Annotated in this window: 11 protein-coding genes; 7 read left to right on the top strand and 4 right to left on the bottom strand. The window is 39.2% G+C overall.

Annotation, left to right across the window (positions count from 1 at the left end):
- The first annotated feature begins 171 nt into the window (after positions 1–171).
- The 5 genes from M595_RS20660 to M595_RS20640 all read left to right on the top strand — a co-directional run bounded on the left by M595_RS20660 (position 172) and on the right by M595_RS20640 (position 6,871).
- A complete protein-coding gene (locus M595_RS20660; protein ID WP_023068364.1) occupies positions 172–1,236 on the top strand; it encodes a branched-chain amino acid aminotransferase in 1,065 nt (354 codons plus the stop codon).
- Between the two features lie 19 nt (positions 1,237–1,255).
- Positions 1,256–2,143: an EI24 domain-containing protein gene (locus M595_RS20655; RefSeq protein ID WP_023068372.1), complete on the top strand. Its 888-nt coding sequence runs from the start codon at positions 1,256–1,258 to the stop codon at positions 2,141–2,143.
- A 564-nt stretch (positions 2,144–2,707) separates the two neighbouring features.
- Positions 2,708–4,810 carry a hypothetical protein gene (locus tag M595_RS20650; RefSeq protein WP_023068383.1) on the top strand — a complete coding sequence of 701 codons (2,103 nt, stop codon included), beginning with the start codon at positions 2,708–2,710 and terminating at the stop codon, positions 4,808–4,810.
- A 3-nt stretch (positions 4,811–4,813) separates the two neighbouring features.
- Complete coding sequence (locus M595_RS20645) at positions 4,814–5,215, top strand: hypothetical protein (protein ID WP_203419114.1); 402 nt, start codon at positions 4,814–4,816, stop codon at positions 5,213–5,215.
- A 75-nt stretch (positions 5,216–5,290) separates the two neighbouring features.
- On the top strand, positions 5,291–6,871 hold the full coding sequence (locus M595_RS20640; RefSeq protein ID WP_052001824.1) for a VanZ family protein: 1,581 nt from the start codon (positions 5,291–5,293) through the stop codon (positions 6,869–6,871).
- On the opposite strand, the gene M595_RS20635 is transcribed toward M595_RS20640, so the two are convergent.
- The 4 genes from M595_RS20635 to M595_RS20620 all read right to left on the bottom strand — a co-directional run bounded on the left by M595_RS20635 (position 6,852) and on the right by M595_RS20620 (position 11,150).
- The gene (locus M595_RS20635; RefSeq protein ID WP_023068358.1) at positions 6,852–7,481 is read right to left on the bottom strand and encodes a Uma2 family endonuclease; all 630 of its coding nucleotides are present in this window, start codon (positions 7,479–7,481) and stop codon (positions 6,852–6,854) included. The two genes, M595_RS20640 and M595_RS20635, sit on opposite strands and share 20 nt — an antisense overlap.
- A 38-nt stretch (positions 7,482–7,519) precedes the next feature.
- Positions 7,520–8,560 carry a 4-hydroxythreonine-4-phosphate dehydrogenase PdxA gene (pdxA, locus tag M595_RS20630; RefSeq protein ID WP_023068357.1) on the bottom strand — a complete coding sequence of 347 codons (1,041 nt, stop codon included), beginning with the start codon at positions 8,558–8,560 and terminating at the stop codon, positions 7,520–7,522.
- The gene (locus M595_RS20625) at positions 8,547–10,424 is read right to left on the bottom strand and encodes a DUF3370 family protein (RefSeq protein WP_023068378.1); all 1,878 of its coding nucleotides are present in this window, start codon (positions 10,422–10,424) and stop codon (positions 8,547–8,549) included. Before M595_RS20625 ends, pdxA begins: the two co-directional genes overlap by 14 nt.
- A gap of 393 nt (positions 10,425–10,817) precedes the next feature.
- Positions 10,818–11,150 (bottom strand): nucleoside triphosphate pyrophosphohydrolase, encoded by a 333-nt coding sequence (locus M595_RS20620; RefSeq protein WP_023068362.1) that lies wholly within the window; start codon positions 11,148–11,150, stop codon positions 10,818–10,820.
- 58 nt (positions 11,151–11,208) lie between these two features.
- On the opposite strand from M595_RS20620, the gene M595_RS20615 reads away from it, so the two are divergent.
- Entirely contained in the window at positions 11,209–11,982 is a 774-nt protein-coding gene (locus M595_RS20615) for a class I SAM-dependent methyltransferase (RefSeq protein WP_023068363.1), read from the top strand.
- A gap of 69 nt (positions 11,983–12,051) precedes the next feature.
- Positions 12,052–12,954, top strand: a complete 903-nt coding sequence (locus M595_RS20610) for a putative selenate ABC transporter substrate-binding protein (protein WP_023068387.1) — start codon at positions 12,052–12,054, stop codon at positions 12,952–12,954.
- Positions 12,955–13,037: the final 83 nt, after the last annotated feature.

Raw genomic sequence — 13,037 nt, 5'->3', positions numbered from 1 at the left:
ATAATACTAATATAATTGATCGAAAGGTGGGGAGGTCGGGAGATTGGGAGATTTTGGCTTTTGACCTCACGACTTCAGTTCACGGGTTACGGTTTGCGCTCAAGACTTTCACTATCGATTCAGAAAGGTTATCCTAGATAAAATTAAACTGATCTCAGGACAAATCCTTTTATGTCAACACTCACTCCTCACCTTTCGGTTGAAAAAGTAACTCATTCTCGCCTCAACGAACTCAACGGAGATCAAGTTGCCTTTGGAAAGGTTTTCAGTGATCATATGTTTGTTGCATCTTATGAAAATGGGAGTTGGCAAGAGGCTAAAATCGTTCCCTATGGACGTATTGAGATGGCACCTTCTCTGTCTGCACTGCACTATGGTCAAGCGGTTTTTGAGGGGATGAAAGCCTATAGAAGTCAGGCGGGAGAACCGTTATTATTTCGACAGGACGCAAATTTTGAACGGATTAATTTATCGGCTCAACGATTATGTATGCCTCCGATTTCCAAAGAGGTTTTTATGTCGGGGTTAATGGAATTAATTCGCCTCGATGCTAATTGGATTCCCTCGGGAGAAGGAAGTTTATATATCCGACCAATTTATTTTGCTGCGGATGAATTGATTGGTTTAAAGCCATCTGACAGTTACAAATTTTTTATTATTACTTGTCCAGTTGGTGCTTACTATTCTCAACCTGTTAAATTAATCGTCTCAGATCAATATGTTCGCGCTTGTGAAGGGGGAACAGGTGCGGCGAAAGTCGCGGGAAATTATGCAGCGAGTTTATTAGCAGATCAAGAAGCGAAAGCTAAAGGATATGATAATGTGATTTGGTTAGATGCCATTCATCATAAATATATTGAAGAATGCGGTACGATGAATTTGGCATTTGTGATTGATAATGTTGTGGTGACTCCTAAATTAACCGGAACGATTTTAAATGGAATTACCCGTAATAGTGTGTTAACGTTGTTTAGAGATATGGGGGTTACAGTTGAAGAAAGATTGGTTTCTATTGATGAAATTGCTGAGGCTTATGATCGTGGTATTTTGATGGAAGCTTTTGGGATGGGTACGGCAGCAACCATTGCTCCAATTTCAACCATTAATTATCAAGGACGAGATTTAACTTTACCAACAGTTGCTGAATTTAAGTATAGTCATGCTGTGGGTCAAAAATTGGAAGATATTAAAACTGCTAAATGTGAAGATTCTCACGGTTGGGTTGTCCGAGTTTAATTTTAGTTTTTAATTGACCATGAACTCGCAAAAATCAAAACAACCCCCCTCGCTTCTTCATGCACCAGTAGGATTAATTTCTGGTTTCACTTACCCCTTTAGAGCTTTGGGTTTGTTTATCCGAACGCCTAAACTCTGGGGGTATGTGATTGTTCCCGTAGTGATTAATATTATTGTCGGAATTCTCCTGTATGTGGGGTTACTATTTCCGGGCTTGAATGGGATTGAGGTTCTCGTTTCTAATTTAGACAACCAGATTGATACTTGGGTGACAAATTTACCGACATGGCTGCGGTATTTAGATGTATCTGCGGTGATTTTGGGTTGGTTACTTCGAGTTGTTTTAGTGACGGCTTTATTGTTTGTAATTGGGTTTCTATTACTGCAATTTGGTGGGATTTTGGGTGCGCCTTGGTATGGTCAATTGTCAGAAAAATTGGAAGAATTAAGAACAGGTAAACCCGCAGTTCTTCCCCCCAATAGTTTCACCAGTATTTTTCAAGATATCGGACGGGCGATTTTGTTTGAATTAAAAAAATTAGTTTTACAGTTGGTATTTGGATTACCGTTGTTGCTGCTTAATTTTTTGCCTGTTTATGGCTCAATTTTATTTACAATTGGAGGGGTTTCACTAGCGACAACTGTGGTTTGTCTGGACTTTTTAGATGCCCCTTTAGAACGGCGACGGTTAAAGTTTCGAGAAAAGTTGAAAATGATTCGGTTAGCTTTACCTGCGAGTGGGAGTTTTGCTTTGGTTTGCTTTGGGTTAATTACCATTCCATTTTTGAATTTACTGGCAATTCCGATTTGTGTCGGTTCGGGAACTTTATTCTTTTGTGATCGCCTTTGGCCCTATTATTTTGCCTCCCAAGAACAGGTGACTCAAACCGAACTTCCTCCTGTTTAAACAGAAAAGTGAAGATGTCTAGACAAATATAAGCTGCAACTTTACATAACACCTTGGTTTGTAAAGATGAATAGGCGAAGAAGCCGCAAATTGTAAAGATTTTATCAAAGTGTGATTGAATGATTGTTTTTTAAGAAGGGTTGTATTACGGTTAATATTAATACCAAAAACTTTTTAGAATGTTTTTAAAGTTACAAATTTTAAGTTTAAAAGTGTATTGGGCGTGGATTCAATGATCTGGTTTTAGAATTCAAAGAGTTTAATTATTCTAAAAAAGACTAAAAAAGTTTAAAGCTCAAAGGCTAATCAGAGTAAATTTCACTCCGATCTATTGGAAAAACCAGGAGTAAAAATTGTGAAAATTGCTTTTATTAATCAGCCGTCAACATTAGCAGTTCCCATAAAAGGCTGTGACTCGCTCGGAATTTGGACTTACCGAGTGGCACTTCGCTTGAGTTCATCTAACATTATTTTTTTCAAGACCACGAACTTTTTCACCCGTCTAAAATGACCTCACAAAAATTAAATTAATCAATTTTGGAGTATCAAAAATTGAGTTCAAAAATGAAAAAAGTAGACCCATTAATCACCGTTAAAGAGGCAATAACAGACTCCTATTGTGATCAACGTTTGGCAGGTCAAACCATTGGAACTCTATCTCCGAGTGGGGTAAAGCGTCAGGGAAGCGATGCAGAAAGCGCGATCGCAATTGATAACGAGGCTTTGCGTCTGCCTTTTTTAGTTCAACCCGGTTGGGGACGTCAAGGAATTGCTTATGGCCCTTACCGTCGCTGCAATGGTTTGACCCTAGCGGTGTTTATGCTGAACGGTCAAAACACCTTGCAAACAGGCTATATTCACCCGTCTCTCCTGCAACGATCATTGCGTTGGGTCGCCGGGAGTGGTTCACGCGCCCCCATCCAACAGTTGTTAGGTTTGGCTGCAAGCCCCTACAAACAACGAATGTGGCGGCGATGGCAATATTGGGCGAATAACACCCCTCAACAGTTTCAACAACCGCGTCTAGATGAAAATTTGGCGCTGGGGTGGTTTTCCAGTGCGGTTCCGGGTGATCCGGTGCGTGAGGGAAATGCCTTTATCGTTGATGCGACTGGCCCTGAAAATGGTGAACTTTGGACTCGGGTGGGTGAAAATCTTCAGTCTGCTTTTAAAGGCTTGCAAAACCTGCAAGTTTACTATGTGGTTATTTTACGAGAAAAAGGAGCCGCTTACTACGCTGCCTCTGTCCCCAATGCTTTAGGGCTGACGGCTTATCCCGATTTGCGTCCTTTAGCGATCGATCCCTTTAACACCGATGAAACCGTCTATGCGGCTATCTATCAAAGCGTTTTAGGGCAAATTGGCTTTAGTATCGATACCCGAGTTTATGGGACGCAAATTGCGGAAATTCCAACCTTTGCAACCTGGTACGGTACTGCTCATGGGGCCGATCGCTTAGGGGGTAAAGGTTCACTCAATCGGAAGTTCGCAGAAGTTGGCGGCAAATGGCAGGTTTTTCAAGGGGATTTTCAGTTATCTTCTCAAGGCGTGATCGCCATTCAAGCAGAGAGTTTTGCTGTTTTAAATCCTCGTAAAACCAGTGGACTAATTCATACTTTAATTGAAACTTCAGAAATTATAACACCCGTTGCCATTTTGTGGCGTATACAAGATCAAGAAAATCTCTGGGGTTTGTGGCTAAGTGAAACTCAATGTCAACTCCAAATTAAGCAAGAAGGCAGTTGGAATAGTATTGCAGTTAGTAATGCTTTATATTTAAACCCTAATCAAATTTATTCAGTCCAAATTTTGGATGACGGTAATACTTTTAATCTTTATCTCAATGGTCACTTGATCTTTGACACTTTCTTTAAAGACTCCCGATTTCAAGAGGCAACAGGTGTAGGTTTAGGAGCAGAAAAGCCGAATGATCAGCTTTATTTTCGTGACTTTGAAGTTCATCCGCGTAGTATTCCTATTCCAATAGAAATTGACTTAGATTCGCCTTGGATGGAGAAGGGAAAAGAGGTAATTGTTGAAGAAGAATTTGAAGGTTTAGCCCAAGAATTGACCACAAAAAAAACAACGACAGGGAATAAAGTTTGGCAAAAAGAATTTGGCAAAGGAGTGATCAAACTGACCGGAAAAGGTCGGGCAAAAGTACAAGCGAGTTGGCAAAATCCGAATCCGGGTAGAACCGCTTATACAATTGACTGGGATGATGCGTTGTTTGCAGATATACAGGCGGATATTACTCCTCCTAAACTGTATAAAAATAAGAAAACGGAAGGACGAGGCGGATTTATTTTTTGGCAAGATCAAAATAACTATATGATTGTGGCGAATGGGTTAAGTGCGAGTTATGCCGGATCTTCGATTTCGTCGTTTTTTTGTATTAATGGATTTGAGGATGTTTATGATGCAGTTTGGACAAATGTGGGGAGTCGGGTTAATTGGGGCGTAACTCATACGTTGCGAGTTGTATTTGATGGGATGAATTATACAGCTTTTATTGATCATGAACCTGTTCTCTATCGGGCTTTAACTGATATTTATCCGAAGTTAAAACAACCGTTACTAATTCGTCGGGTTGGCATTGTGGCAAATTGGGAATGGGGAGGCGATGATATGGGTACAACATTTAATAACTTTGTTGCCCGAGTTTAAACCATGAATACTGTCAATTTTCGTCATCTTCTCCGTGATTTTTTGGGGTATAGTTTCCGGATTATTCCTACACATTTGCTCCCACAATGGAGTCAACCTCAGTCATTTTGCAGACTTCGCCGTTTAGCCCATTTGGAAATACGAAATCGTGACGTTATAATTGAGCAAGACGTGGGTGCAGGACTTAGATTTAATTCGGGTACATCAAATCCTGATTCTAGCCTGGGCGTGAATGAATTGTTTGTCCAGCAAGCGTTAGTAGACTGTTTGAAACTGGGTGACATTTTCTTGGATATCGATGCCCATGTGGGCTTTTTTACAAAACTTGGGCGATCAGATTCAACCCTTGAAAGATTGTTACGCTGGCGGCAAATGGCAGGCGAAAAATGTGATCGCTATGCCTAAATGATAATCTTTTTGTGGCTAGGTAAAACAGGATTACTTAAGTATTAATAGTCGTTCATCACTTCTAAAAAATAAATGAAAAATAACGATTCAGAGAATAATTTGTTAACTTTACTGGAAACCGCCGCAGGTGCAATTTTTCTGGTGAGTATATTGCTGATTTTATTCACAACACTTTTACCGTTTAACTTTGTTTTTCCGGATAACCTATCTTTAGATTTTATTATTGATCGCTTTACTAAGCATAGTAGTTGGACGGATTTATTTGCAAATCTATTACTTTTTGTTCCTTTTGGCTTTAGTTTGGCGGCTTTAATCGATGGAAAAAAGTTGAATCGCTCTGAGAGTATGGTTATTGTTTTTCTGTGTAGTCTAATTTTATCATCATCCGTTGAGTTTTCTCAAGTTTTTTTACCTTCTCGTGCGCCCACTTCAGTCGATCTTTTTTCTAATAGTATCAGTGGTTTTTTAGGAAGTTTAAGTTTTTATGCGATTAGAGATCAGCTTGAAGAAATACCGATCACTTTTCTGGGTTCTCTATATCGCTTCTTTCGACCATTGCTTTCCCTCCCGAGTTTAACGTTATTATTAATTGGCTATGTAATTCTAGTGAGTGGGTTATTATGGAACTTACAAACCGCTACTCAACTGAATAATTGGGATAATAGTTTTCCTTTGATTATCGGTGATGAATTAACAGGTGATCGCAGTTGGGAAGGTCAAATTACTCAACTTTGTATTTCTAATCAAGCTATATCTAAAGATCAAGTTTCTCAACTTTTATCTGAAGAAAATTCCTGTAACGCGATCGCCGACTCGTTAATTGCTGATTATGATTTTTCAGAATTAAAGAATAACTACTCCGATCAAACTGGAAATTTACCCAATTTAGAGTGGATAGAAACTCCTTCAACAGAGATTAATGAACAAGGTATTTTTCTGAAAAAAAATCACGCTTTAAAAACAACAGAACCCGTCAAGCCATTAACAGAAAAAATTCGACAAACCTCTGAATTTACCCTGAGTACCCAAATTACAACTTCCAACTTAACCCAAAATGACCGCGCTCGGATTTTAACAATTTCCAAAGATGCAGTCCATCGAAATTTTATGATCGCTCAGTCTGGTTCAGAATTACGAGTACGTTTGCGAAACCCGATAACTGGAGAGAATGGATCAAAACCAGAAATTGAGATTTTTGATGTATTTTTAAAACCGAAAACTCATCATATTATTATCAGCTACACAGGCTCTGAATTTAATCTATATCTAGATAGTATCGATAACTTTTACACAATCAAGTTTACCCCTGAAGCCGCATTATTTTGGTCTATTTTTTCATCTATTCTAGGAGAGAAAATGCCTCTAAACCCACAAAATAATCAGTTATATTTATTTTTATATCATGGACTAATTTTCATCCCTCTCGGACTGATTTTAACCTTGATTTCTACAATTTATCGAGGGAATTTTTGGTTTTATATCCTGTTAATTTTAGGCGGTGTCGTACTTCCAGCTTTTCTGATCGAAGGGGTGTTAGCCAGTAGCATTAATGGAGTTTGGAATTGGGAAAATGTAGCCTTAAATCTAGCGATTGTACTTGTGACTTGGGTCGGACTAAGATCCTCTTTTGGGTTTAGGTTTCAGTCTCACTAATTCCTGAACAAATTTTGTTTAAATCTAAAATAAATCCCGACAACACCGGATCGCCGCTAAGAGTTGCGGGATTTTCCAAACATTCCATTTCCACTTCGGGACGGTAAATATAAACTTGTTTTTGAATCGGATCAATTAACCATCCTAATAAAGCACCATTTTTGATGTACTCTTGCATCTTTTCTTGTAAGATTTTTAAACGATCAGAAACCGAACGCAATTCAACCACAAAATCCGGACAAATGGGAGCAAATTTTTGACGTTGTTCTGAAGAAATCCCTTCCCAACGAGATTTTTTAATCCAAGCCGCATCGGGCGATCGCACTGCACCATTTGGAAGGGTAAAACCGGAACTAGAATCAAACCCGACTCCCGTTCCATCCCGTTCAACCCAAATTCCTAACTGTACAATTAAGCTAAAGTTGCGTTCTCCCGTTTCTGACCCTGTGGGTGACATAATCACCAATTCTCCGTGAGCGGTTCGTTCAATGCGTAACTCTCGATTAATTTGACAAAATTCAAAAAATTGTTCATCTGTCATCTCAATTACCGGGTGTAATTGTACAACAAGGGGTAAACTTTCGCTGTGATTAAGTTGGGTCGTATTCATCATAAATCCTGGGTAATTATCAAGGGTAAATTGTGAAACTAACTGCTAATGTTCTTTAATCTTTGATTTGCTAATTCGGTCGCAAATTGCAACGCCGCTTTCATACTCGAAGCATCTGCTATTCCTTTTCCAACGATATCAAAAGCCGTACCATGATCGGGAGACGTGCGAATAAAAGGTAAACCAATGGTTGTATTAACCGCCCGATCAAATGCCATTAATTTAACCGGAATTAAACCTTGATCGTGGTAAAGCGCGAGATAGGCATCGTGGGCATTTTTCGCCGAATTATACCAAGCTTGACCCGGTTTTACCCACAGCGTATCGGGCGGAATTGGGCCGTCTAATTGAAGTTGGGGATAGCGAACAGTTTGCTGTTTAATCCAGTCAATAATCCAGTCTTTTTCTTCCGTCCCTAACTGTCCATTTTCCCCGCTATGAGGGTTTAAACCTGCAACGGCAATTTTAGGATTTTTTATCCCAAAATCTTCTGCTAAACATTCAATCAGCAAGTCTAATTTTAAGCTCAAAAGTTCGGGGGTTAAAGTTGTCGGAACTTCAGATAAAGGAATGTGAGTCGTGGCTAAAAGGGTGCGGAGAGTCCAATTGGTTTGAGGAGATTTGGCGACAAATAACATCCCAAACCGCTTAATTCCTGCTTTTTCGGCGAGTAATTCCGTTTGACCCGGATAGTGATGTCCTGCGGCTTTCCAGTGGGTTTTCGCGATGGGTGCGGTGACAATGGCGTGAAATTTTCCGGCTAAGGTTTGGGTAATTGCTGTTTCTAAATAAGCAAAACTCGCCGCACCACTGGCAAGATTTCCGCTTCCAGGTGTAATTTTATCGAGGTGTTCATTTTGTTCAATTTCTAATAAATTAAAATCATCGGGATGGGCTAAATCTGAGGATATAGACTTTAGTTTTTTATAGGTTTGTTGTAAAATTTGGCGATGACCTATTAAGGTAATCTCACATTTAGAAGTTAAACTTTTATCGGCTAAAGCTTTTAAAATAACTTCTGGGCCTATTCCAGCCGGATCGCCTAATGTTACTGCAAGATGGGGTTTAGATCGGCTCATTTTGAATGGTAATAACTTGGGGAGGTGTTGAGTCGGGTGGATAGAGAAAATTAATCTCAACCCGTTGACGTGAGTTCGCAGACATGGAGAATGTTACTAGGGGTTGACCGAGTTGTCCACGTCGTTGTGTCAGATGAATATAGCGAGTTTGAGAATCGCCTACTTGATTATCATAGCTAACTTTAACGGTCCCCCGAAAAAAAGTAGAGTCCGAGGGATATTTTAGAAAGAGTAGCTGATTTTGAAAGCGATCGGCTTGATCATTTTTTAAAGGAGAGGAAAAGAGAATCTGAACCGTTTGATATTGACTAAACTCATTATATAACGTGAAACCTATTTTGTACTCAATTCCATAATTTGCATGAGCAAAATAAGCTGTATCTGGATACCGAACTAACATTTTAGCGCTTTGAATTTGTTGGGTGCCGAGTGTAATTTTATGAAGGGTTCCGATCACATAATAAAAAGCTTGTCCGGGTTGAGGAATACTGAGAAGATTTGATTCGGAATTATCGCTAATTTCAGCTTGCCATTGCGTACCTTGAGAGACACCCGCAACCCGACTAAAAACAATGGGTAAAGTTACTTCGGGTTCGAGGGGAGTCGGAGTGGCATCACGCGGTTCAGCAAGTCCTTTATTATTTAATAGTTCAATCCATTCCGATAACGTTGGAGGACGATAGGTTTTATCGGAATTTAAAGCGGCTTTTTGGACTAAATCTGCTACATAAACCCGACCTGTTGTAGATAAACGCATCATCGTTGAACGACCATTTGAAGCGGGAAAACCGGGAACAGGAATTGGTAAATTCATCAGCATTTGATACTGTCCGGGTTCAAGGATTAATTCTTCTGGAAAAATATCCTGTTGACCGCCGCGTAGAACCTCATTCATTGTGCGACTTCCTGGCCCAGAATAAACCGTTCCTTGGGGATTTTCTCGCTGTTCAGGTAAGTTAATATAGGGCGCATCGGGTGTACTGAGATAACTCGCTGCCGCTAAGATTTTAATCTGAATGGGATTATCGGTTGGATTATACAGAATAATTCCTTGATAGAAAGGATGGGTTTCTGACTTTGTTTCTGCTCGGGTAATATGATGAGAAAAAATATCAAATCTCCCGGCAAAGGGAAAGTTAAGATGAGCTTCTGGAACTTGTTTGTTATTCGGGGGAAATGTGGAGAGTAAAATACCTTCTGTGAGGAACAATTCAGGGCTATTACTATTAAAGGTAGCCAGAGTATCGAGTTGACCGGGTAAGGGGCGAATTTCCATTGGTTTGATATCCAAACCGACAATAGATTCAAGAGGAACGCCGCCCAAATTTAAAACCCGACAAAGTAATGCAGCAACTTCTCCTCGGGTCGCGTTTTCATTGGGTCTAAATTCTTTAATATCGGGATAATTTACAATAATTGCGGCTCGAATTGCCTCGGCTACATAGGCTGTCGCGTAGTTGGGAATTAAGGCCGAATCAATAAAAATTTTATCCAGCATTCTCTCAACATCGGAGAAAGAAACATATTGCAGATAAGCACCTAAAACAGATATAGCTTGAACTCGAGTAATGTTCTGTGTGGGTCGAAAAGTTCCGTCTGGATAGCCAGCAAAAAATGCTTTTTCTGAAGCGGTTTTAATAGCGTTATATGCCCAATAGTTATCAGCAACATCTTTAAATTTAATCGGTTGACGTCTGACTTGAGCATCTGGAAAGATATTACACATCAACACGGCAAATTCAGCGCGAGTAATGTCTTTTTCAGGGCGAAAGGTTCTATCTGGATAACCACTCACTAAATTACGTTTAGCAAGTTCGAGAATACAGTCTTTTGTCCAATGCTTGTCAATATCTTTAAATTTCATTTCATTTAATCGGTTATCAAATTTGACGAACTTAAGTTTAGCTTTAATCGAATCATATCCCAATATTTAATTCTGTTTTAATGAATGGGTTACTGTTAATTGTTAATAAAAAAATTAGGAATAACACCGACAATTATAAATCCTAGTTTTGGATCAAATGCTAGTTGATAAAAAATCAAATTTCTGGTTCTGACTTCTAACTCTGTTGCACCCTGTGGTTGATAAATTTAATCGCATTAAATTACTTCAAAGGATTTTTGATATATCCCCATTTTCCGCCTTATAAAGCGGTTTCAAAATCAATCGGGTTTGCTGAACCATCAAAACCGATGGGACGAGTAATCAATTCTCTATCCCAATTCACTGATGCTAAACCTTCTGAAATTGATTTAATTAACCCGATTGTTCCTCAGTCCATAGTAATTTTATTTTCTGGGTAAATCCGCCCTTTTCCGCACGTTTTTGGTCGCGAGTTAATAAAATTGATTCTTGATTAATATTATGACTCTCAATCAAAGCATCAATCACATCCAATAAATCCGCCAACTCCTCAATTAAATCTTCTTCATTCGCGGTTACTGCTTCTTGGGCTTCTTCTAGAAGTTTATCACGCAATGCTTGACGATATTCACTTTCAGAAAGGATAATGGTATCGCACTGATGACCTGCTTGGCAAATAATTTCGGGAATGAGATCACGCACGAGTTTATTATGTTCTTGACGCATTAATCCTTATCCTCTTATACAATAAGTTAAGATTACCTCAATTGAGTTACTTATTATCATGCAAATTTTCAGTCAACTTTTTCATCGAGTCACGCTCATTTTCCTCTCGGTTCTGTTCGCCATCGGACTCAACGCTTGTACTGTGTTGGAGTCTGTCTCTGTTACGCATTCTGATGACGTTTATCAGGAACGATTTGTTCACAGTCCCGATGGAATTGGTAAGTTTTATATGGGTCGAGAAATTGCTCAAGTTATGGGACATGAGGGGGCGGCTTGGTTAGAACGTCCGAGTCGCACGACCTCAGAAGCACCTGAAAAAGCGATTACCGCTCTTGATTTTAAACCCACTGATATTGTAGCCGATCTTGGTGCGGGTACGGGTTATTTTACCTTTAGAATTAGTCCGTTAGTTCCCGAAGGTAAGGTCTTGTCTGTTGATGTTCAACCGGAAATGTTAGAGTTAATGAATTTTGTGATCGACCAAGAAAATATTACCAATATTGAAACAATTTTAGGGCAAATTGACAACCCGAATTTACCGGAATCTACGGTTGATATGGCTTTAATGGTTGATGCTTATCACGAATTTGAATATCCCCGAGAAATGATGCAGGGAATTGTTCAAGCTCTTAAACCCGGAGGACGGGTTGTTTTGGTAGAATATCGTAAAGAAAACCCTATGATTATGATCAAAGGCTTACATAAAATGAGTGAAAAGCAAGTAAAAAAAGAAATGCAAGCCGTGGGTTTAGTTTGGCAAGAAACAAGCGATATTTTACCTCAACAACATTTGATGATTTTTAGAAAGCCAGAAAGTTCTACTCTCAGTTGATCATTTATGAAAATTTGAGTATAATAAAATAATTTCAACCTGGGTTGCATAACTCTACCTGATTCACTGATGTTCAAAAAACTTTTTATTTTAGGAATTGTTGTCTTAATTCTGCCTTTAGCAACTTGTTCTTCTCAAACTTCAACACAGAAAACGGAAGAACCGTTAGTTATTGGTGCAATTCCTGACCAAGATCCCGAAGAATTACAGCGAAAGTATGAAAAACTCGCGACCTATTTAGAAGAAAAACTAGACGTTCCTGTTGAATATAAACCCGTCACAGATTATGTCGCAGCAGTAACTGCTTTTAAAGTTGGGGACTTAGAATTAGTTTGGTTTGGCGGTTTAACGGGAGTTCAAGCCCGTCTACAAGTTCCGGGAGCAGAAGCCATCGCCCAACGAGATATTGATCAACAGTTTCATAGTCTATTCATTGCGAATAAATCCAGTGAATTGACTCCTTTAAATGATAGTTTTGAACTGCAAAAACTCAAGCAAAAAACTTTTACTTTCGGGAGTGAATCTTCAACTTCTGGGCGATTAATGCCCCAATATTTCCTCAAAAAAGCGGGAGTAAATTTAGAAGATTTTCAAGGTGAACCGGGTTTTTCTGGCGATCACGATAAAACCATTAAACTGGTCGAAGCTGGAACTTATCAAGTGGGTGCAGTCAATGAAAAGGTCTGGGAAAAACGAGTTGAAGAAAATGCGATAAACTTAGATCAGGTTGAGGTGATTTGGCGTACACCTGCCTATTATGATTACCATTGGGTAATTCATCCCCAAGTTAAGGAACAATACGGCGCAGACTTCATTCAAAAGGTACAAGAGGCTTTTATTAGTCTCGATCCCAATGTGCCAGAGGAAAAGGAAATCCTAGATTTGTTCAGTGCAGGTCAGTTTATTACAACTCAAAACTCAAACTATACTCAAATTGAAGAAGTAGGGCGAGAAATTGGTAAAATTAAGTAATAATTTGCACGGCGTTTTGATCCAATAGAATTTAGGATAAACTTTTGGCTTATAAATAATTTATAAAAAGCGAGGGATCAATG

Origin of the sequence: Lyngbya aestuarii BL J, assembly GCF_000478195.2 — a bacterium.
GTDB lineage: Bacteria > Cyanobacteriota > Cyanobacteriia > Cyanobacteriales > Microcoleaceae > Capilliphycus > Capilliphycus aestuarii.
This window is presented reverse-complemented; position numbering and strand designations above follow the sequence as displayed.